Source organism: Nitratireductor kimnyeongensis (assembly GCF_019891395.1).
In the GTDB taxonomy this organism is placed as follows: Bacteria; Pseudomonadota; Alphaproteobacteria; order Rhizobiales; family Rhizobiaceae; genus Nitratireductor; species Nitratireductor kimnyeongensis.
In genome coordinates this window covers 234,691-255,437 of sequence record NZ_CP078144.1, presented here as the reverse complement: position 1 = coordinate 255,437, position 20,747 = coordinate 234,691, and the positions used below count along the sequence as shown (strand labels likewise).

The window sequence follows — 20,747 nt, the reverse complement described above, 5'->3', positions numbered from 1 at the left end:
TTCGAGGGTTTTCCAAATAATTTGGAATTGAATATTGCAAACTACCACAGAAATTCGATACGGTTCGGGCAAATGGGTGCGGTGGAGCGCACCCTGCTTGGGAGAAGCGGGTGCAAGCCCGCGCAGGAGGAGAAAACAATGTCTTTCGTGACCGATACCCGACTTGCCGGCAGCGCCGCAGTGGCACTTTTCGGCCTTTCCGCAATCCTGGCTGGCACCGCTGCGCAGGCGCAGGACTGCGCCAATCGCGGCCAGCTCGACGTCATGTATTGCGACGCCAACGAAGACCTGGTGGCGGACACGCCGAGCGATCCGTCAAAGCTTTCCAACCCGGACACGCTGGTTTTCGCCTACACGCCGGTGGAAGACCCGGCGATCTATGAGGATATCTGGGAGCCCTTCATCGAGCATCTGGAAGAGGTGACTGGCAAGGACGTGCAGTTCTTCGCCGTGCAGTCGAACTCCGCCGAGGTGGAGGCCATGCGCAGCGGGCGCCTGCACATCGCCGGTTTCTCGACGGGTCCGACGCCCTTTGCCGTCAATCTTGCCGGCGCGGTGCCTTTTGCCATCATGGGATCGGAAGACGGTCGTTTCGGCTACAAGCTGCAGGTCTACACCCGCAAGGATTCCGGCATCAACGAGATGGCGGACCTGAAGGGCAAGCGCATCGCTCACACCTCGCCGACCTCCAATTCGGGCAATCTCGCGCCGAGGGCGCTCTTCCCCGGCCTGGGCGTTGTGCCCGAGCAGGATTATGAAGTGGTCTATTCCGGCTCGCACGACCAGTCCATGCTGGGCGTTGTGGCCGGCGACTATGACGCCGCGCCAGTAGCATCCGAAGTGGTTGACCGCATGGCGGAGCGTGATCTCTACGATCCGGAAGAGGTGAAGATCGTCTGGGAATCCGACCCGTTCCCGACCACCTCCTACACTTATGCGCATGATCTCGATCCGGCGCTGGTGGAAAAGATCAAGGAAGCCTTCTTCTCGTTCGACTTCGCCGGAACGGCACTCGGCGAGGAGTTCTCAGGCGTCAGCAAATTCGTGCCAGTCACCTACCAGAAGGACTGGGCCGTGATCCGCGAGATCCAGAAGGCAAATGGCGTGGAATACACGCCGCAGGGTCTCGCGAAAGAGTGATCCTCCTGCGGGCGCGAGACGCGGGGTTTGGTCTCGCGCCCGATTTTTCTGATCGATCACTCACTTTTTTCGGAGTTGATGCATGCTGAAGATTTCGCAGCTGGTGAAGCGCTATGGCAATGGCGCGCCGGTGCTGAAAGGTTTGGATCTCGAAGTACCCGGCGACAGCGTGGTGTCCATCATTGGCGCTTCCGGCGCGGGCAAGAGTACGCTTTTGCGTTGCATCAACCGGCTTGTGGAACCGAGCTCAGGCACGATAGAGCTGAACGGCCTGACGCTAACCGATCTGAAGGGCGCGAAGCTGCGCGCAGCCCGCCGGCGCATCGGCATGATCTTTCAGGGCTTCAATCTGGTGGACCGGCTGACGGTCATGGAGAACGTGCAATCAGGCCGTCTCGGCTATCTGCCGCTGTGGCGAGCGGCCATGCGACGCTATCCGAAAGAGGATATTCGCCGCGCCTATGAGCTGATGGAACGCGTGGGCATCGCCCACTATGCCAACAAGCGTGCGGACGAGCTCTCTGGCGGTGAGCGCCAGCGCGTCGGCGTGGTGCGCGCGCTGATGCAGGAACCGGAAATCCTGCTCGCCGACGAGCCCACCGCTTCGCTCGACCCGAAAACCTCCGAGCAGATCATGGAGTTGCTGCGCGCGCTCTCACGCGAATTTTCGCTGCCGGTGCTCATCAACATCCACAATGTGGCCGAGGCCAAGCAATACACCGACCGCATTGTCGGCATGCGCTATGGCCGCATCATCTTCGATGCGGAACCGGATGCGCTCGACAAGGACGCAATGGACGAGATCTATGCCGGCGTGCCCGCTGAAGAGCGCGGCGAAACAGACAATGTCACGCCGCTGAGGGCCCAGAAGGCATGAGCGCCGAAACCCCTTCCCTCCCCGATACCTGGCGCAAGCCGCCAATGATTGCCAATCCCGTGCTGCGCTACGGGTTGCTGACGGCGGTGGTGATCTATATCGGCTGGGCCTTCGTCATGCTGCCGATAGACTGGGAGCGCATCTCTCAGGGCATGACACGCGCGGCACGCATCTTCAGCGGCGCGTTTCCGCCAAGTTTCGAGCGTAGCGGGCTTTTGATCGACGGGTTTCTGGAGAGCCTGAAGATCGCGATCCTTGCCACGGTCGGCGGCGTGCTCCTGTCCATTCCCATCGCCTTCATGGCGGCCAAGAACCTTGCGCCACGTCCCGTGTTCCTCCTTGGCCGCGGGCTCATCATTGTTGCGCGCAGCTTTCACCCGGTGATCGTCGCAATCATCTTCGTGAAGGCTGTGGGTTTTGGCCCCTTTGCCGGTGTGCTGACCCTTATCGTCTACTCCATCGGCTTCGTCGCCAAGATGCTGGCAGAGCGCATAGAGGAAATCGACTGGGGCCAGGTGGAGGCCATGCGCGCGGTGGGGGCGGGTTATTTCCCGACGCTCATTTACGCGGTTTTCCCGCAGATCATGCCGCGTCAGATCGGCCTGAGCATCTATCAGCTCGACAGCAATCTGCGCGCGTCTGCCGTGGTGGGTATTGTCGGCGCCGGTGGCATCGGCTCCACCCTCGCCAACGCCTTTGGCCGCTACGACTACGATTTTGCACTGGCCATCACCATCGTGATTGTCGCCGTCATTCTTCTGAGTGAGGCGATCAGCGGCCAGATCAGGAAACGGATATGGTGAGCATGGACACCTCCCTCGAAGACTGGGCGCGCTACACGCCGCGAGAGCGCATGCAACGCTATGCGATCTTCCTCTTCGCCGTCGTCACGATCGTCTGGGCGCTGACCAGCATCGACGTGATCTGGCCCTGGGTATTTGACGCACCGCAGCAGATGGGCGACCTGTTCAGCCGCATGGTGCCACCGGATGTCACAAACCTGCCGAGCATATTGTGGGTGCTGGTGGAAACGGTGAACATCGCAACCATTGCTACAGCGATTGCGGTGTTCGTGTCGCTTCCCGTCGCCTATATCTCGGCACAGAACACGACGCCGAATGCCGCGACGCTGTGGCTGGGGCGCTTCATTCTGGTTTCCAGCCGCTCGGTCAACACGATCATCTGGGCGCTGCTTTTCGTCGCCATATTCGGCCCCGGCATCGTCGCCGGCATTATCGCCATCATGTTCCGCTCCATCGGCTTCATCGGCAAGCTTTTGGGCGAGGCCATCGAGGAGATCGACCGGCGTCCCGTGGAAGCGCTGGAAGCCACCGGTGCGTCACGCTTCAAGGTGATCCTCTATGCAATCGTGCCGCAAGTGATGCCCACCTTCTGGGCCGTGGCCATCCTGCGCTGGGACATCAACCTGCGCGAATCCACCGTTCTCGGACTGGTTGGCGCAGGCGGCATCGGCATTATTCTGCAAGGCGCCATCGACACCTTCAATTGGCAGGAGGCTGCCACCGTTCTGCTGGCCATTCTCGCACTCGTCGTTCTTGGAGAAGTCGTTTCGGCCTGGCTGCGCAAACGGATCATCTGATGCTTGAGCGCGGCGTGCCGGAACCGCGAAAGAGGTGGCAAAATAAGGGAGCCCGACGCAACGCCGGGCTCTTTTTTTGGAGGATTATAATCGTGCCGTGATCGCACCCGCCGTACCGCCCGTGAGGGCACCGAGCGCCACCCCGGCAGCGGTTCCGACCGCAGTGCCAATTGTCGCACCGAGGCCGGCGCCCGTGGCAGCGCCGGCGAAAGTTCCAACAACGGGGAAAACAGACCCCAGAACGCCACCGGCGATACCGCCAGCCAAGGCTCCACCTGCAGTGCCAAAAGCAGCGCCTATGGGGCCACCCACAGCGAGACCAATGCCACCACCGGTCGCCATAGCTCCAAACGAACCGCCGCCGCCATAGCTGTATGGAGAGCGCAGATCATTACAATAATCAACTGATGTATTCAAAATAAACTCCTTTATAAATATAACAATCGTTTTACTGTTTACTTGTTTTCACCATCTTAATGATGCAGATTGACTTGAGTATATTTTCATTCCTCGGTCAACCCGGTTTTTCCGTGCGGCGGGAGATTTGCAACACAGTGGCAGGGCCCCGATGCGGAATGAACATTTGCTAAATTGAAATTACAAATGTAACATTCGCTTTTGATTTGTCCTGCAGGCCTTGGGGAGGGATTCCCGGCCCGCTGGCAGATCTTTCTGCAGGCTCTCTGGATGACCTGGTTTGTGTTAGACTTATTCGAGGCAATATGAGCGGTTCCGTGTTCTTTTTGCATATGGCCGGAGCAGTGGCACTGCTGCTTTGGGCCACTCGCATGGTGCGAACAGGCGTTGAGCGCGCCTATGGCAATGTATTGCGCCAGCGCCTGCGAGAAACGCTGGGTAACCCCGTACTGGCCGCCCTGACAGGCCTCGCGTTGTCCATAGCCCTTCAGAGCTCGACGGCCGTCACGCTGTTGATCGGCTCCTTCGCCGGCCTCGGAATTGTCACCGGGCTTTCCGGCATTCTTGCGGTGCGTGGAGCGGAAGTCGGTTCGGCACTGGTCGTCAAGATTCTGAGCCTCGACCTGACCTTGCTTGTGCCACTCTGCATCCTCTTCGGCACTGTCATTTTTCTTGCGACGGAACGCCGTCAATGGCGGCAGTTCGGCCGCATCCTTGTTGGCGTCGGCTTACTTATTCTCTCGTTGGAAATGATGGGCGAAGCCTCGGAACCCCTTAGGCAAAGCACCATCGTTCCGCTGATCGTAGGCTACCTTTCCGACGATCCGATCACCGCGTTCTTGCTGGCTGCGGTGACCACTTATCTCTTTCATTCGAGCATTGCCGCCGTGCTACTCCTCACCACATTCGCGGCGCGCGGGATCGTTTCTCCCGAGCTCGGCATCGTCATGGTTTTGGGTGTCAATCTCGGCAGCTCCTTCATCGCGCCGATGCTGACGCGGAGCTCACCGCCAAGCTATCGCATCGTCCCCCTCGGGAATCTCCTGATGCGCGGCCTGGGTTCGGTCGTCCTTCTGGTGGGCTATGTATTGTTCAATCCTGGCCTGGAGTTTCTGGGCAGCGATCCGGCGAACCGGATCATTCACGCCCATATCGCCTTCAACGTGCTGATCCTCATTGCCGGCATTCCTCTTTCGGGCCTTGTCCTCAAGGCCACGCAGGCGCTCGTCTCACTGCAAGCGGGCCCACAGGAAGACGACAAGGCCGACCAGGACGATGAAACCCAGATGGCGGAAACCAGTGCCCTTGACGTTACGGCTCTTGATACCCCCCATCAAGCATTGGCCAATGTGACGCGCGAAACCGTCCGCATGTGCGAGACAGTCGAATTCATGTTGTGCCGCATTCTCGAGCTCTACGAGAAGGCAGATCGAAAATCGATTGCAGCACTCGCCGCCGTCGACGACACGGTCGACCGGCGCCATGCGGCCATCAAGCTTTACCTTGCCCGTATCACCCGGCACGAGATGACGGAGGAAGATGCACGGCGCTGCCACGAATTGCTCGGCGTGTGCGTAAAGCTCGAACAGGTGGGCGACATCATTGTTCGCAATATGCTTGCACATGTTCAGAAGAAGATGGAGCGGGGTGTTGAATTCACAAGCGAAGGCTGGCGGGAGCTTGCCGGCTTCCATGCGTCAGTCCTCGCCAATGCCCGTCTGGCATTCAACCTTCTGGTCACGCAGGACACGGAGACCGCCCGCGAACTGGTGATGGAGAAGGATCGCCTGCGTGACGTGGAGAAAGATACAAGCCAACGCCATTTTGAGAGACTGCGGCAAGGGACCGAGCAGAGCGTGGAGACAAGCTCCATCCATCTCGATACGATCCGAGATCTGAAGCAGATCAACTCGCTTCTGGCCACATTTGCCTACCCGGTGCTCGAAGAGCGGGGCCTGCTGAGCGGTTCTCGTTTGAAGGCAAACTGACACACTTTCGTCTCCCCAACTTAAGCAGACCAAAACCGCCCCCGCAGATCAGCGGGGGCGGTTTTGTTATTCCTAAGTAGTCGACAAAATAAAAAATATAAATAATATAACTTAAGAAGAGGAAACATTTGAAAACTATTTCAATATAGATTGTTATAAGATGATGCATCTTGGATTTAAAATTGATAATGTTCGAAAATCAGAATATACGCCTCAACAAAATCGAAAATTGGAGCGGAGAGAGGCGGCTCTTCCAAGGGAAATCTCGGATGGTTCAACGCCTGTTCATGAAACCCGCAAAGCGCTTCACGCGCAAATTCTCAAACATACTCTGACAGAAGATCAGTGGTCGGAGATCAGCAAGATCGTCCACCAGACGATTCCCGACATTCGCTCATTGGCGCGTGCGCGAATGGTCACCATCCTCAAAGACTTGACCGGTCAGGATGCCGACCCTGACGCGCTATACCTGAACGCGTTCAGCTCAGCGGTCTCATCCGAGACAAGTTTCAACGGCGTTGAACACACAGGCGAACCGAACTCTTCAACCTCTTTGACCGATCTGCTTCTCTCAAACTTTGGCGCGAACCGGCAGTATCTCCAGTCAAGTGCATTGGATGCCTACGAAGGGATTTATTCGGATGGTCCCGGCGAAGACTTTTATGGAACGCCGAACGAATTCAAAGTTTCAGCGTCCAGTTTGAGAAACGCAATCTGGAAGGCCGATTTCCAATCTGAAGTTCTCTCGAACCTGCATGATTTCTGGGCAGGTTATCAAGACGACGTCGCACTCTTGGCGAAGATTCAATTTGCCGTTGCTGCCGTGACCGCCGTGGGTGACCTTACGCTCTCACTCTCCGGTCTGATCATGGTCATGCGCGGAGCCGGCGTGAACAATGACCTTCTCTTGGCGGCCATATCGAACGGCATCGGGACAGAGATGGAAGGGGAAGGGGAAGGGGAAGGGGAAGGGGAAGGGGAAGGGGAAGGGGAAGATGATGTTGAAGTTTTGACCTTCGATATCAACGGTTATGCCTCAAACGACATTCTCCGTTTTGTTCGCCCAAACCAGCATACAGTGCTTTATATACCTGGTGAGACACCCTCCTTTCATGAGTTTCTAAGTGAAGAAGCGCTCGAAAACTGGGTCAAGGAGACAGCGGCTTCGCCGCAGGGACGTAAGCAGCTTGAGCACCATTTCTCACTTGTCAATCTTCAGGACGGATTTTGGCATACAGGCGTCGCCAACGGCTTGAAGAAGCTGGGGTCAGGGGCCTGGAGCACAGGCATCAATTCCAGAAGCACACCATACACGGGTAACCTCTTCGATGCGATCGCGGAAAACATGCGACTGCGCAGCCTCTCAGACGCCGACACCTTGATCACCTCGGACAGCGAAATTACCCGCGATCTCTGGATCAGGAATTTGCGTGGGTTCAACAAGATTTTCTGGCCGATCACGATGTTGGCCCCTGAATTGGAACTGGGTGTCCTCGGTTTCACCATGGGTAGCGAGCTTACGCTTGAAGCCAGTCAGGCTATCACCGGCGACACCTATGATGAACGAAAAGCAGGTGCCCTTGGCGCCATCTCGACGGGAGGCACCATACTGACCGGAGCAGCCCTTGGGGCTGTTGCGAGAAACCTTTCGGAAGTAGAGCAATTTTCTGCAGAGGGTGAAGATTCACTCTCATCCTCAGCTTTGCGTCCAGTCGTCGAGGAGCAGCCACTTCGGATCGGAGACATATCCGACTTTGAAGTAGAACCCTCGCTCATTGAAGGGCGTTCATCCAATCAGACGGGCGTCTTTCAAGCTGGTGATCGTTATTTCATACGCCATCATGACCTCACCGGGGTCCCTCGCGTCTATGAAATCAGAAGCGACTTCAAGCTGCGAGATGGCTATGTAAACGTTATCGATCCGGAAACACGAAGGTCTGTCGCGATCCTGCATGGTGACGGCAATGGTGGCTGGAAGCGTATAACCGCCGAGGGTGCCGGTCCGGATCGCCCACCCTATCAGGGTCAGCGCGCTGCCGAGAACCAGCAGGCTCTGAACAGACGGGGTTACTGTGTGATTGCGGACCCGGACGAAAGCGCTACCCTCGACGCGATAGAGGCACTCAAGGAACGCGTCGACGCCCTGAGGTTCAAACTTGAGGATCTGGGCCGTGAATCAGAAAAGAACGGTCGGATCGGCACGTATCATCTTGTCTATCGAGTGGACAATCTCAGGCCAGATCAGCTTCTGGAGGCGGGCTGGTTCCGTCCCTCCAGGCAATTCGAAGCGGTCGTCAACATGATCGAGAAACCTGCAACCATCGGCAGCGCCTCTCTTGCCGCCAGCAACAATGTGCTGAACATCTGGCAATACGAGCCGGCTGACGGAATCATGTACCAGTACGCCATTGTGACAGAAGGGAGGAAAGTGGGCTCCTTCGTGGATGGAGGAGGCTACGATTACGAGTTTCTCGACGAGGTGCACTTTCCACCACCTCCCACCAAGAATGTCTATTTGCTGGACTCCTCAAACGAAAACATCCGGAAAACCATCGCAGAGCTTGCCGCCGCTCGTTCCGTGAACACAACTTACGGAATCCCTCTTCAGGTATTCGAAGATTACAGGCTGGGGCGGATTACGCTGGATGGCAGCCCAACCGCGGAGCTTCCGCAGAGTTCCATAGCCACGAGCGAAGCCAGCGACAGTCTCAAATCTCTCGATATGACGAAACGTGGACAGAAACGCACTCAGGAATGGGTGGATGGTCTTCCAACCACTGGCACCGTCGTTGAAGAACCGCAACCGGGCCCCTCACGATCGATGCAGCACGAGATGCCGGAGGAAATAGAAGAACCGGAAGATGTCATTGAAACAAACACCCCCCCTCAATCCCCAACCCCTCCCGATTTTCAGGAAGCGTTCCAAACGCGTGTCCAGGAATGGTTGAACGACATTTGGCTGGACAATGCAGATGAGCCAGCAAACCCGACGATACCAGATGCATGGCTTGCTGAAACGCAAGGCCACGCGGGAGAAGAGATGATCCGGACCCGCTTTGACGAAACGTCAGTCACGGGCACATCGCAATTCAGACAACAACCCACTTCTGAATGGGTGAAAGAATATCAGGCGAACAACCGCTAATGCCGTGTGCACGGACTATTTCGTTGCTGACCTGAGCCCTTCCATGAAAGCGCCGGCGAGCTGGGTTTCACCAAACCAGTTGAGCCGGTTCACAGTGGCAAAACCCTCGGCGATGAGACTGTTCTCATCGCCCTTTCGGCTCGTATGCTCGCGACCGCGCGGCACGACCAGCTCGAACTCGTCGCCATCCTCCCGCACAACCTCCACCTTGCGGGCGATCTTGTCCCGGCCGATGGAGGGTTGCGACACGGATGCCGGAAGATCTGCCGGAAGATTGACGCTCAGCCAATGGCCTTCGAGAGACCACTCATTACGCGTCACCCAGAGGCGCTCGATGAACTTTGCAAGCCACGTGGCGTCCCCTTCCCGCACATTTGCCTCTTTGAGGCGGGAGAAGCCGATGGCAGGAATGCCCCAGAAGGTGGCCTCTCGAGCAACACCCAGCGTGCCCGAATAGGCAAGATCCTCACCCACATTGCGCCCGTCATTGACACCAGCAACCACGAGATCCGGCTTCTTGTCCTCATGGAACAGCCAGCCCATGGAGGTGACAATGCAGTCGGCGGGCGTGCCCGAGCAGGAATAACGGCGCTCGCCCAGTCGGCGCATGGTCAGCGGGCGCGCAACGGTCAGGGACGGACCGGCAGCTGTGCGCTTGCCATCGGGCGCCACCACCCAGACATCGTCACTCAGTCGGGATGCCGCCTCTGCTGCCAGCGCAATACCGGGAGCCTCGATGCCGTCATCATTGGAAATCAGAATGCGCATGTATCGTCTCTTCATTAATCTGGTAGGTGTCGCCGGTGCGGGCACCGGTCATGAGAGCGGGAATGTGCTGACGCAGCGCATCAAGTGCGGCCGCGTCGCAGGAATGGCCGATCAGCCGCGGGCGGCCTGCCGCCTCCCACAGGGCGATGTTCTCGGGCAGAGTGGGGTGCGTTGGCATGCGGATCCACGCGGCCTTGCCCTCATCGACAAGCCGCGCGCCGGGAGAACCCGCCGGCAGATGCCCACTCAAGAGGATGGGGAAAGCGGCTGTTTCTGCAGCTTCAAGCGCAGGGCGTGAAGGACCCGCCACACCCATTCCGTCATGGACGAGAAGCGGACAGGCCGGAAGGGGTTCGCCGACAGTCCAGTCGTGGGCGACATTCAATCGCTCCGACAGGACTTCCACACGATCCCGATGCACCGCATCCGGCGCAAGAATCTGGGCAGAGAGGGCCGTGCGCATACCGGCCTCGATTGCAAAAGGCACGCCGATTGCCGCGATCAGCTCAAGCGAACGGCCGGAAAGCGGCGTGGGCAGAAGGCAGCCATCGGCATATCCGGCGACCCATTCGCCGATCTGCCGCGCACGCTCCGCCCCCGGGATGGGATCGGCGCCATAGGAAGCATCGAGAACAAGCAGGTCGCAGGCTGGCAAGGGCTGCATCGGGAAGACAGCACTCTCCGGCACAATGTCGGCGGAATAGACGATGCGTTGGCCCGCACCCTCGACCGAGAACCAGACGCCACCAACCACATGGCCGGAAGCCCCGGTTGCCACGTTCAATGCACCGACAGCCAGCGTCTCGCCAGGTCGAAACAGCCGGATCTGTTTTGCAAGCGGTGGGAAATCCGCCAGATCTGCCGCGTCCGCATATTGTGCGAGCGTGGCGGGCATCTCCGTGTGCGTTTCCTCGGTCATGTAGATGGGGCCGGCATATCCCTGTCGCAGGAGATGGCACAGCGCCCCGATGTGGTCTTCATGGGCATGGGAAATGAAAAGCGCGTCGATCTCGGAAACCGGGTGAGCGAGAAGGGGATAATACTCGCCCCCCGTCGCTCCCACCTTTATGCCGGCGTCGAGCATGACGCGCGTGCTGCCGTCGCCAACGACAATACTGGTACGCCCCTTCTCACCGAACCCGCCCTGAAGATCGACCTGCAACATCAGGCCGCCCCATTGGCGGGGATCAGCCAGCCCGAAGTTATGGCGAGCCTTGCCCGCTGACCTGCCTCGAACGTCACCGGGTCGGGCTGATCGAAATGCAGACCGAGATGCGGTGCGGCCTCGGGCTCGAACTCGATCCGGGCAGAACCACCGCGATACACCGCCCTGGTGATGGTGCCCTCGAATCCTGGTTGGCTGGCGCCAACAGACTCGATCTGCGAGGCACGGCAGCAGATGCGTGCATCCTTGCGCGGTTTCTCACCCTTCCGGCAACGCACGACCAGCTCCTGCCCCAGCACGGTGACGCGACACTGGCCATCGGCTTCCGCCGTCTCGACATTGGCCGGCAGGACCATACCCTGCGAGATGAAAGAGGCGACCATTTCATTAGCCGGCTCATGATAGAGCTCGCGCGGCGTGGCAAGCTGCATGAGGCGGCCGTGATCCATGACCGCGATGCGGTCCGCCAACGCCATTGCCTCAGCCTGATCGTGGGTGATGTAGAGGATTGTCGTTCCCGTACGCTTGTGGAAGTCAGCGAACTCGTCTTCCATCGACGCGCGCAGATGCACGTCGAGATTGGCAAGCGGCTCGTCGAACAGCACAAGCCGGGGCTCCGCCACAAGACAGCGCGCCAGCGCCACGCGCTGCCGCTGACCGCCTGACAGATTGGCAGGGCGGCGGTCTCCATACGGTTCCATGTTGACGAGCGCCAACGCGTTTTTGACCCGCTCTTCACGCTCGGACTTTGAAACGCGGGCCACCTTGAGCGCATAGCCGATGTTTTCCGACACGGTCATGTGTGGCCAGAGCGCATAGTTCTGGAACACGATGCCCACACGACGTTTCTCCGGAGGGATGTTCGCTTCTGCCGACGAAACCTCCCGGTCGCCAATGTAGATGCTGCCGCCGGTGACGTTTTCAAAGCCCGCAATCATGCGCAGGAGCGTTGTCTTGCCGCAGCCCGAGGGGCCGAGAACAGCGAGGAATTCGCCATCCGCGACATCAATGGAGACATTGTCGAGGGCCTTGGCCTCGCCAAAGGTTTTGGTGACGTTCTTAATGCTCAGTCCCGCCATGGGAGAACTCCGTCCGGTAGTTTGTTTGCAAAGAGGCTGGCGAGCAGCATCAGAAGGAAGGTGGTTGCGACCATGATGGCGGAAACCGCCGCCGCATATTTGGAATCGCCACCCTGTTCGAAGGAGAAGATGACAACGCCGATGGTCTCCGATCCCGACGACCACAAGAGCGCGGAAACCGTCAGCTCGCACAGTGCTGTCATGAAGATCAGCAGCCCGCCGGCGATGGCCGCCGGAGCAATGAGCGGGAAGATGATGGTGCGCATGCGTGTGAACAGCCCCGCACCGGCCACCTGTGCCGCCTCCTCCAGCGCCCGGTCGAGCTGGAAATAGCCCGTGATCGTCGGCCTGACCGCCAGGATCAGGAAGCGCGCAAGATAGGCGTAGAGAATGATCCAGACCGTGTTGTAAATCTGGATACCGGTGATCGGCATGGGCTTCAGGAACAGGAGCAGCGAGGCGATTGCCAGCACCACGCCTGGAAGCGCATAGGGCAGCTCGATTGCGAGATTGAGCGCCTTGATCCAGCGCTTGTTGCCCCAGGCGATCACATAGCCAAGTGGAATGGCAACAAAGACAGCAAAGATCGATGCCCCAGCCGAGAGATAAAGGCTGTTCAGGAACGCCCGGCTTGCGGCAGCATGCTGGAAAATAACGAAGTAATAGTTTTCCAGCGTTGCGGTCTCTGCGGTCAGCGTCACACCATAGCCACGCACCAGCGAGGTGAGAATGAGCCCCACCAGCGGCAGAACGAGAATGAGCGCAATCAGAGCCCACATGCCGAACTCCACCGGCACACGCCAGGCGCCAAGCTGATAGGGTGCAGCAGGCAGCGAGGTGGAGGTGATGCGGAAATCGCGGCGGCTTGCAATGCGGTCCTGCATGACAATGCCGACCATGGCGATAACGCCTATGAGTACCGAGAGAAATGCGACCTCGGAGAGCACATCCGGACCACCCCCGGCCAGACGCTGATAGATGAGTGTCGGCAGGACGAGATAGTTTGCCGGGATGCCCAGGAAGGCCGGAATGCCGAAATTGCCAACGCAGGAAACGAAGGTGAGTGCGGCCGCCCCCACGATGGAAGGCGTCATCAGCGGCAGGATGATGGTGCCGAGCACCCGGACCCAGCCGGCACCACTCGACTGTGCGGCCTCAACCAGCTCACGCGGCAGCTTGCGCATGCCAGCCCGCACAATCAGGAAGACGAGCGGCGCATACTGGATGCCGAGCAGAAAAATGATGCCCTCGGGCGAATAGAGCGGATTGCGCGTGCCAAGCGGTGGCGCCATGCCCAGCATGTTCAGAAGCGGGCTGGATGGTCCGAATAGCTGCAGCCATGCAAGCGCAGTCACCTGCGGCGCAATCATGAGCGGTGTGACGAAACACAGGACGAAAGCCTGACGCTGGCGCACATCCGACAATGAAACGAGAATGGCAACAGCCACACCGAGAACCAGGGCGAAAATCGTCCCGCCAAGGCCAACCACCAGTGTGTTCCAGGTGGCGCGCCAGGTCGTGTCGTCGATCAGACCATTGCGAATGATATCGAGCGAGAACCGACCGCCGGGCAGGATGATTTCCTGCAAAAGCCGCGCCATGGGCAACAGCGAAAAGATGACGATAAGCGCGACGATTCCCGCTGTCAGGGCCATATCCTGGCCCTGACGTTCCTTACGTATTGCGGTCATTAAGGTTTTTCCTTAGCCACCGAACATGGAGGAGAATTTCTCCTTGTTGCCGGCGATCTCGTCGACAACCTTCTTCACATCAACGGTCATGACATTGATCTTGGTGCCCTCGGGCAGCCAGTCGGGCGAACCGACAGAAGGTTTAGCCGGCAGATAGCCCTGCTTCAGCGCGAGCTTCTGACCATCGTCGGAGAGAATGAAGTCGACGAACTTCTTGGCCACATCCGGGTTCTTCGCGGTCGACATGATGGCGACCGGCTCGGTGACAGCGGTCACGCCTTCCTCGGGGAATACGAATTCGATGGGCGAGCCGTCCTTCTTGGCGTTCATGGCCATGAAGTCGACGAGCATACCATAGGCTTTCTCACCGCTTGCGACTGATTTGAGCACCGCACCATTGCCGCGCACGGCCACATGGCCGTTTTCCTTCAGCTTCTCGAAATAGTCCCACCCGAGATCGTCGCGGTTGACGAAAGCGGACAGAAGGTAAGCTGCGGCACCCGAATAAAGCGGGCTCGGCATGATGGTGAGGTCCTTGTAGGCCTCGCCCGCCAGATCGGACCAATGCTCCGGCTTCTCGGCCGCAGCTGTGTTGTAGGCAATGCCGGTCGTGATGAGCTTGGAGCCGAAATAGGTTTTCTCGGCGTCATAGGCAGCTGTCTCGAAACCGTCCACATTGGCTTCCGGATAGGCCATCAGGTGGCCGTCCTTCTTGAGCGTCTCCATGCTGACTGCATCGGCGATCAGAAGCACGTCCGGCTGCGGGCTGCCGGCAGCGAATTCTGCAGCGAGCTTGGTCATGAGATCACTGGTACCGGAACGGAAGATCTCGACTTCTACGTCCGGATTGGCAGCCTTGAAGGCGTCGACAGTCTCTGCAGCGTCAGCATCAGGCTGCGATGTGTAAAGAACCAGGTTGTCGGCGAAAGCGGCTGTGGATGTGAGCAGTGCGGCTACGAACGCAACCGAACGTATCGTGGACTGACGTCCCATGGGATAACTCCTCTGTTTGCATCTCCGGGCACTTGCACCGGAGCTCCTCCCCTGCATGCGCAATATGACAGGCTTGTAACAAGAGCGCCCCTATATTGAATATGAACATATGTTTTTCGTCAATAACAAAAGAACGCAATAAAATTTCGCATTTTTGTCGCTCAAATGGACACCGCGTAAAATTGCCTTGTGTTAAAACCATTGCGCGATGAGAGAGGGAATCACCGCCGTGCCGCGAAAAAGCAAAAAGAAGCCGGCAGACGAGCCGACGCTGTCTTCCGCCGATCTCAATGTGAAGATGGCCTGGCTTTATCATGTGGAAGGTCTGACGCAGGAGAAGATCGCCAGCCTGCTCAACGTGAGTCGCATGAAGGTCATGCGAGCACTGGCCGCAAGTGCCGAAAGCCATATGGTGGTGACCACAATCAATGCCGAGACCGCCGAGCAGGTGGCGCTCGAGCGAAAGCTGGAAAAGCGCTGGGGCCTGAAAAGCGCCATCGTGGTCCCCGCACCCGAAGAAGCAGACAATCTGGAACGTTCGATCGGCCATGCCGTAGCGCGCTACCTCGAAGAGCAGATGAAGCCTGGCATGACTCTGGCCATTGGCGGCGGAGCGACACTGCATTCCAGCCTGAGCTTCATGGCGCAACGGGATCTGAACGGATCCACTGTCATTGGCCTCGTGGGAAGCCTGCCGCATTCCAAATGGGTCAATCCGTCCATTGTTGCCACCAAGGTGGCAGAGCGCTTCAAGGTGGACAGCTATCAGATCAGTGCGCCGGTGGTGGTGGATGATCCCAATCTGCGCGAGCGGCTTTGGGAACAGCCGTCGCTGCGCGACGTGCGCGAGCGGGCCGCCCGGGCTGACATAGCACTGCTCACCGTAGGGGCGGTGTCACCGGAAGCGACAATCTTCCGTTACGGGATCGTGCCGAAAGCGCTCATCGAACCGCTGCGCGACAAGGGCGCAATCGCCAATATTCTCTGCTATTTCGTGGACGCTGCGGGGCAACTGATCGACCATGAAGTAAACCAGCGCATCATGGCCATCGACCTCGATGTCGTGGCACGCATTCCGCATGTCATTCTTGCTGCCGGCGGCGAACAGAAAGTGTCAGCCATTCTTGCAGCCCTGCGCACAGTCTCAGCGGCGGCTCTCATCACCGATGCCGCCACGGCAAGAATGCTGCTCGAAAAGGCCGAGGAAGACCTGCTCTAGTCGCGGTGAACTTCAAAGAAGGCCGCGTTCGCTCATGAAGTCATCGAGCCCGACATGGGTGATCGTTTCGAATTCGCGCACGGCTTCCACCATGGCGCGGCGCTGGGCAGCCAAAAGCAACAACACCTGACGCATCTCACCGGAGATACCGAAACGCTCCCACCGATCGGCCAGATGTGTCGGCAAGCCGGCCGCCTCGCAAAAAGCCGCGATGGTCTTGTAACCCAGATCCTCCACAAGCGCCCTGGTTTCCTGCGGTGTGGAGCGCGGCTCGAGCGCGTGGTCGTGCAAACGCTGCGCGAGAAGGCGGATATCATTCGGCTGCGGCGCATTGGCCAGAACCTTGTTGATCAGAGACGAAACTCTCGGGGGCTTTTCACTATGCATCGCACTCTCCATTCAATCGCATCATAGGACGAGAGCGGGCGGCGCTCAATCGGAAAGCGCCGCCCCACGATACCACTTTCAAGCAATGCCCTAGGCAAGAAGGCGTGCCAGAGGTCTGACGCGCTGTATCACCAGAACATCGAGCGCGAGAAGCGCCAGCAGCGTTATGCCCACCATTGGGAACAGCAGCGATACCAGAAGCATCACCACCACGGCGCCTTTCCAGAGGGGCAGGTTCGCCGGCAGGGGCGGCGCCGCCAGCCGCAGAGCACGAGCGGGCCGCCGCAGCCACCACATCACGACCCCACTGACCGAGAGAAACAGGACCGACAGACAGAACACCGTGTTCAGGGCGAGGTTCCACAGCCCCATGTCGCCTTCATGGAAAGCGATGCCAACAGCCATGGCCTTGCCAGCCGGCGAATAGTCTGTAAACCGGACATCCGCCAGTACATTGCCGGTGTACTGATCGACATGCACCGTCCTGTCGGAGGTGGGGTCGGTAGAATCATTGCTCATGGAATCCTGAGCAAGCGTCCAGACACCCGATTCGCCACGCGGCGTGGAAACGCGGAAGCGTCCCTCATAGCCGAGACTGCGCCCAAACGCGACAATTTGGTCGAGATTGAACGGGCCTGATCCCTGCAGGCCGGTACGCCCGGCATCGGACCCGGAGGCAGGAAGCGGCGTCTGTTCCAGCGCCCAGGGCACATCCTTGGTGGCGCCGTGGTTGAGCGAGGCATGGGTCGTATCGGACAAAGGCACATTGTCCCATTTCTCCGCCGGGAAGGTGCTCCATGCCTGTACGAACTTCCCCCCCCAGATGCCAGCCCAGGACAGGCCGCTGACGAGAAACACCAGAAGAAGCGCCGCAACATAAAGCCCGGTGGTCTTGTGCAGGGACTTCCAGAAGGAACGACCCCGTGCAGCAAGATCAGGTCGGAGAGACTTGCCAATCCTCTGCCCCTCTCGCGGCCACCACAGATAGAGGCCCGTGGCGATCAGGACGATGCCGAAACCCGCTGCGATCTCGATCAATCTGTCCCCAAGGTCGCCGATCAAAAGCGTGCCGTGAATGTCGGTGGCAAAATCATACCATCCCGCCTGGCGGTTCCAGATATCCAGCACTTCGGCCGTGTAGGGATCGACGGCGACCATTATCGCCTCGCCTCCACTGTCCACGCGGAAAACCGCGGCACGGTCGGCGGCGGGCGGCGCGACATATTCGACCACATGGCCTTCATGAAGGGCCGTCTGCGCGGCCGACGCCTGTGCAAGAACACTGGTCTGCTCGCCCTGTGGCGTGACAGTAATCTTCTCGCCGTCACGGCCATCTATGGCGCTTACCCAGAGCATGATGAGACCGGTGATGGCGAGCATCGCCAGAAATGGCGCGACATAGAGACCGGCATAGAAGTGCCAACGCCATGCCGCCATATAGAATTTGCGCGCAAGTGTCTTGTCACTTCGAGCACTGTCCGACGCATTGGAGAGCGCCTGTGTATCAATGTTGGTCAACTTCCCCTCCCTCAGCCGTTCGCCGCCAGGCGCTTTAACTTCTCAAGCATGGAATCGTGCGCTTCCCCGTAGGAGAGCGTGCCAACGAAACCACCGTCCGCGTCCATCAGATAGACCGATGCCGTGTGATCGATCGTGTATTCACCCTCAGCCGTAGGCACTTTTTTGTAATAGACGCGGTAAGCCTGAGTTACGGATTCAATCTGCTCCTGTGTTCCCGAAAGCCCCTTGATGCGGTCGTCGAAGCTCGACGTGTATCGGGCGAGATCTTCCGGGCCGTCGCGTTCCCAATCGACCGAGACGAAAGCGTAATTCAGCTTGTCCGCGTCCGGACCCAGCGCCTCGATTAGACCTGACAGTTCGAAAAGCGTGGTCGGGCAAACATCGGGGCAAAAGGTGAAGCCGAAAAAGATCGCCGTTGGTTTGCCGCGGAAATCGGCCTCGGTCACGGTTTCTCCGTCCTCACCGACAAGCGTGAATGCACCGCCAATATCAGCTGTGCCTGTTCCGCCGCCGGATTTGCCGCCGGGGGAAAGATTCAACGTTGCGACAGCAACGATCGCAAGGACCAGCGCGAGAACACCACCGGCCAGAATTGAAAGTGATCGGCGCGACATCAGTTGGTGCTCTCGTCATGCATGTGGGTGTGGCCGTCAGGAGCGGGCGCACCAGGCTTCGCGACCGACATCTCTACCTCAATCGTGCCGGCCTTTTCGAATGTCAGCGACACTGGGACAGGCCCTCCTTCAGCAAGCGATTCACGAAGGTCCATGAACATGATGTGCAAGCCGCCTGGCGCAAGACTGACCGTCTCGCCGGCGGGCACCGGGATGCCATCGGGCAGATGGCGCATCTTCATCACGCCATCGGTCATGTCCATCGTGTGCAGCTCGACGCGACCAGCAAATCCAGCTTTGGCACCGATCAGCTGGTCGTCTTCTTCACCGTCGTTCATGATGGTCACGAAACCCCCAGCGGCCTTTGCACCTGGCGGTGTCGCACGAGTCCATGGCTGGTCGATTTCCATTTTGCCGAGCGTGTAGTCGCCAGCGAATGCAGGGGCGGCAGTAAACAGCAGTGCTGCCGCAAAGATACGGGTCATAAAGCGCATGTCTTGTCTCCATAAGCGCAGATAACGACCACGGGCTTGCGTGGTCGTATTGTTGGTTCAATGCGTCAGATGGAGAAGGATGGCGGGGCTCGCGCCTCCGCCAGAAAGCCAAGCGCAACAGGATGAAAGGTCCGCGCACTGGGCAGGCCCGCAATGGAGGCCGCATCATTGCGAGTGCAGTCGAGCCCTGCATGAACGTCCGGCAGAGCCGGCGATGCCACACAGCCAGCCTGGCAAAGCGTGGTGCAACAATCATGCGTTCCGGGCGCGGGCGCCGTGCCGTCAGTTTCAGCCAGGCCGATTCCGCCCGGCGTACAGATGATGAAACCGGGAATACCCCCACTACCCGCCATCGCACCCTGTGCGAAAGCTGAGGCAAAGCCCTGCATGAGAAGGAAATAGGCCAGAAGACCGGCGATAAGGCCAGTCGCAAGGCGGTCCTTCAACATGTCAAGCATCAGCTTCATGGAAGCTTCGTGACACATTTCGGCAGACGTGTCACTGCGACGAATGCTGCACTCTGGATTGCAGTGGGCGAAAACACTCGCCCACTGCGCAAGCTGCTTCTCTTAGCGCCGCTTGAGAAGCGGCATGTTCATGACATTGGCGTATTTCACGCTTTCGGCCAGGAAGGTGTCATAGCTCTCGCGCACCCGGGCAACATCCTCGCTTTGCGCGGTCAGTTCGTCGCGAACCTCTTCCCAGGCGCTCTTGAGTCCTTCGGCCACATCATCCGGAACGTCGCGGAAGACAACGCCTTCGGCCTCAAGTGCGGCCAAGGCACGGGCGTTGTGGTAGTCGAACTGGGCAAGCGCTTCCTGGCTTGCTGCAAGGGCAGCTGCCTCACAGATTGCCTGAAGGTCGGGCGAAAGCTCGGCCCAAGCGTCCTTGTTGAAGACGATGGCCAGCGCCGCACTCGGCTCATTATAGGCCGGCAGGTAGCAGTTCTTGGTGATCTTCTGAAGGCCGAACGCCTGGTCCAGGAAAGGCCCGACCCATTCAGCCGCGTCGAGCGCGCCCGACTGCATCGCCTGGAAGATCTCCGGCGGGGGCATCAAAACGGCATTCACGCCAAGCTTCCGGTACATCTCGCCACCGAGACCGGCAATACGCATATTCAGACCCTTGAGGTCTTCCAGCGACTTGATCTCGGATTTGAACCAACCGGCGCTCTGCGTGTTGGAATTACCGGAGTAGAGCGGCTTGAGATTGCGCTGGGCGTAGATATCGTCCCACAGCTCCTGACCACCGCCATAGCGCAACCATGCGTAATGTTCGGCTGCCGTCATGCCGAAAGGAACGGCGGTAAACCAGTGAAGCGAGGGGTTCTTGCCGGCGGCATAATAGGGCGGGTTATGGCCGACCGGGGCCTTGCCCTGCTGCACGGCATCCTCCACGCCAAAGGGCGGAACCAGTTCGCCACCGCCAAAAACCTTGAAGCTCAAACGGCCATCTGACATCGCCGCAACCTTCTCGGCGAAGTTGGTGACGTTTGTGCCCACGCCCGGCGCATTCTTGGGAAAGCTGGTGGGCAGGTTCCACTCGATCTTGCCCTGCGCAATGGCCGGTGTGGCGAGCGCCACAGCCGTGGCGCCGGCACCGGCGGTAAGGAATGTTCTGCGTTTCATGTCGGGTTTCCTCCTGAACAA

General features: G+C 58.9%; 19 protein-coding genes. 7 read left to right on the top strand and 12 right to left on the bottom strand.

All coding sequences use genetic code 11. The features are described from left to right. Positions 1–138 precede the first annotated feature (138 nt). The 4 genes from phnD (at position 139) to phnE (KW403_RS19235) (ending at position 3,617) form a co-directional block, all read left to right on the top strand. Complete coding sequence (phnD, locus tag KW403_RS19250; RefSeq protein WP_223022845.1) at positions 139–1,140, top strand: phosphate/phosphite/phosphonate ABC transporter substrate-binding protein; 1,002 nt, start codon at positions 139–141, stop codon at positions 1,138–1,140. Between the two features lie 82 nt (positions 1,141–1,222). Further along, positions 1,223–2,017: a phosphonate ABC transporter ATP-binding protein gene (phnC, locus tag KW403_RS19245; RefSeq protein ID WP_223022844.1), complete on the top strand. Its 795-nt coding sequence runs from the start codon at positions 1,223–1,225 to the stop codon at positions 2,015–2,017. Beyond that, positions 2,014–2,820 (top strand): phosphonate ABC transporter, permease protein PhnE, encoded by an 807-nt coding sequence (gene phnE, locus KW403_RS19240; protein ID WP_223022843.1) that lies wholly within the window; start codon positions 2,014–2,016, stop codon positions 2,818–2,820. Before phnC ends, phnE (KW403_RS19240) begins: the two co-directional genes overlap by 4 nt. Further along, a complete protein-coding gene (phnE, locus tag KW403_RS19235; RefSeq protein ID WP_223022842.1) occupies positions 2,814–3,617 on the top strand; it encodes a phosphonate ABC transporter, permease protein PhnE in 804 nt (267 codons plus the stop codon). Before phnE (KW403_RS19240) ends, phnE (KW403_RS19235) begins: the two co-directional genes overlap by 7 nt. Positions 3,618–3,701: 84 nt before the next feature. On the opposite strand, the gene KW403_RS19230 is transcribed toward phnE (KW403_RS19235), so the two are convergent. Next, positions 3,702–4,034, bottom strand: a complete 333-nt coding sequence (locus KW403_RS19230; protein ID WP_246638004.1) for a hypothetical protein — start codon at positions 4,032–4,034, stop codon at positions 3,702–3,704. A gap of 305 nt (positions 4,035–4,339) precedes the next feature. Between KW403_RS19230 and KW403_RS19225 the strand changes: the two genes are divergently transcribed. Together KW403_RS19225 and KW403_RS19220 are read left to right on the top strand one after the other, a co-directional pair. Then, positions 4,340–6,022, top strand: a complete 1,683-nt coding sequence (locus KW403_RS19225) for a Na/Pi cotransporter family protein (protein ID WP_223022841.1) — start codon at positions 4,340–4,342, stop codon at positions 6,020–6,022. A 160-nt stretch (positions 6,023–6,182) separates the two neighbouring features. After that, on the top strand, positions 6,183–9,167 hold the full coding sequence (locus KW403_RS19220; RefSeq protein WP_223022840.1) for a dermonecrotic toxin domain-containing protein: 2,985 nt from the start codon (positions 6,183–6,185) through the stop codon (positions 9,165–9,167). Positions 9,168–9,182: 15 nt separating this feature from the next. Here KW403_RS19220 and KW403_RS19215 read toward each other — a convergent pair whose 3' ends face one another. Genes KW403_RS19215 through KW403_RS19195 form a run of 5 tightly spaced genes read right to left on the bottom strand, consistent with a single transcriptional unit; the run spans position 9,183 to position 14,863 of the window. Continuing rightward, the gene (locus KW403_RS19215; protein ID WP_223022839.1) at positions 9,183–9,935 is read right to left on the bottom strand and encodes a 5'/3'-nucleotidase SurE; all 753 of its coding nucleotides are present in this window, start codon (positions 9,933–9,935) and stop codon (positions 9,183–9,185) included. Beyond that, on the bottom strand, positions 9,913–11,100 hold the full coding sequence (locus KW403_RS19210; protein WP_223022838.1) for an MBL fold metallo-hydrolase: 1,188 nt from the start codon (positions 11,098–11,100) through the stop codon (positions 9,913–9,915). Before KW403_RS19210 ends, KW403_RS19215 begins: the two co-directional genes overlap by 23 nt. Next, positions 11,100–12,179, bottom strand: a complete 1,080-nt coding sequence (locus KW403_RS19205; protein WP_223022837.1) for an ABC transporter ATP-binding protein — start codon at positions 12,177–12,179, stop codon at positions 11,100–11,102. The genes KW403_RS19210 and KW403_RS19205 overlap by 1 nt, the downstream gene beginning before the upstream one ends. Continuing rightward, the gene (locus KW403_RS19200) at positions 12,167–13,870 is read right to left on the bottom strand and encodes an ABC transporter permease (protein ID WP_223022836.1); all 1,704 of its coding nucleotides are present in this window, start codon (positions 13,868–13,870) and stop codon (positions 12,167–12,169) included. The genes KW403_RS19205 and KW403_RS19200 overlap by 13 nt, the downstream gene beginning before the upstream one ends. Before the next feature lie 12 nt (positions 13,871–13,882). Then, positions 13,883–14,863 carry an ABC transporter substrate-binding protein gene (locus tag KW403_RS19195; protein WP_223022835.1) on the bottom strand — a complete coding sequence of 327 codons (981 nt, stop codon included), beginning with the start codon at positions 14,861–14,863 and terminating at the stop codon, positions 13,883–13,885. A 208-nt stretch (positions 14,864–15,071) separates the two neighbouring features. Here KW403_RS19195 and KW403_RS19190 point away from each other — a divergent pair, with 208 nt between their 5' ends. After that, positions 15,072–16,082 carry a sugar-binding transcriptional regulator gene (locus KW403_RS19190; RefSeq protein WP_223022834.1) on the top strand — a complete coding sequence of 337 codons (1,011 nt, stop codon included), beginning with the start codon at positions 15,072–15,074 and terminating at the stop codon, positions 16,080–16,082. Positions 16,083–16,094: 12 nt separating this feature from the next. Here the strand turns inward: KW403_RS19190 and KW403_RS19185 are convergent, their stop codons facing one another. The 6 genes from KW403_RS19185 to KW403_RS19160 all read right to left on the bottom strand — a co-directional run bounded on the left by KW403_RS19185 (position 16,095) and on the right by KW403_RS19160 (position 20,726). Then, the gene (locus KW403_RS19185; RefSeq protein ID WP_223022833.1) at positions 16,095–16,469 is read right to left on the bottom strand and encodes a hypothetical protein; all 375 of its coding nucleotides are present in this window, start codon (positions 16,467–16,469) and stop codon (positions 16,095–16,097) included. Positions 16,470–16,559: 90 nt separating this feature from the next. Continuing rightward, a complete protein-coding gene (locus KW403_RS19180; protein WP_223022870.1) occupies positions 16,560–17,906 on the bottom strand; it encodes a PepSY-associated TM helix domain-containing protein in 1,347 nt (448 codons plus the stop codon). 92 nt (positions 17,907–17,998) lie between these two features. After that, on the bottom strand, positions 17,999–18,604 hold the full coding sequence (locus KW403_RS19175) for an SCO family protein (RefSeq protein ID WP_223022832.1): 606 nt from the start codon (positions 18,602–18,604) through the stop codon (positions 17,999–18,001). Further along, a complete protein-coding gene (locus tag KW403_RS19170; RefSeq protein ID WP_223022831.1) occupies positions 18,604–19,098 on the bottom strand; it encodes a copper chaperone PCu(A)C in 495 nt (164 codons plus the stop codon). Before KW403_RS19170 ends, KW403_RS19175 begins: the two co-directional genes overlap by 1 nt. 65 nt (positions 19,099–19,163) lie before the next feature. After that, complete coding sequence (locus KW403_RS19165; protein WP_223022830.1) at positions 19,164–19,565, bottom strand: hypothetical protein; 402 nt, start codon at positions 19,563–19,565, stop codon at positions 19,164–19,166. Between the two features lie 102 nt (positions 19,566–19,667). Continuing rightward, complete coding sequence (locus KW403_RS19160; protein ID WP_223022829.1) at positions 19,668–20,726, bottom strand: TRAP transporter substrate-binding protein; 1,059 nt, start codon at positions 20,724–20,726, stop codon at positions 19,668–19,670. Between the last annotated feature and the right edge of the window lie 21 nt (positions 20,727–20,747).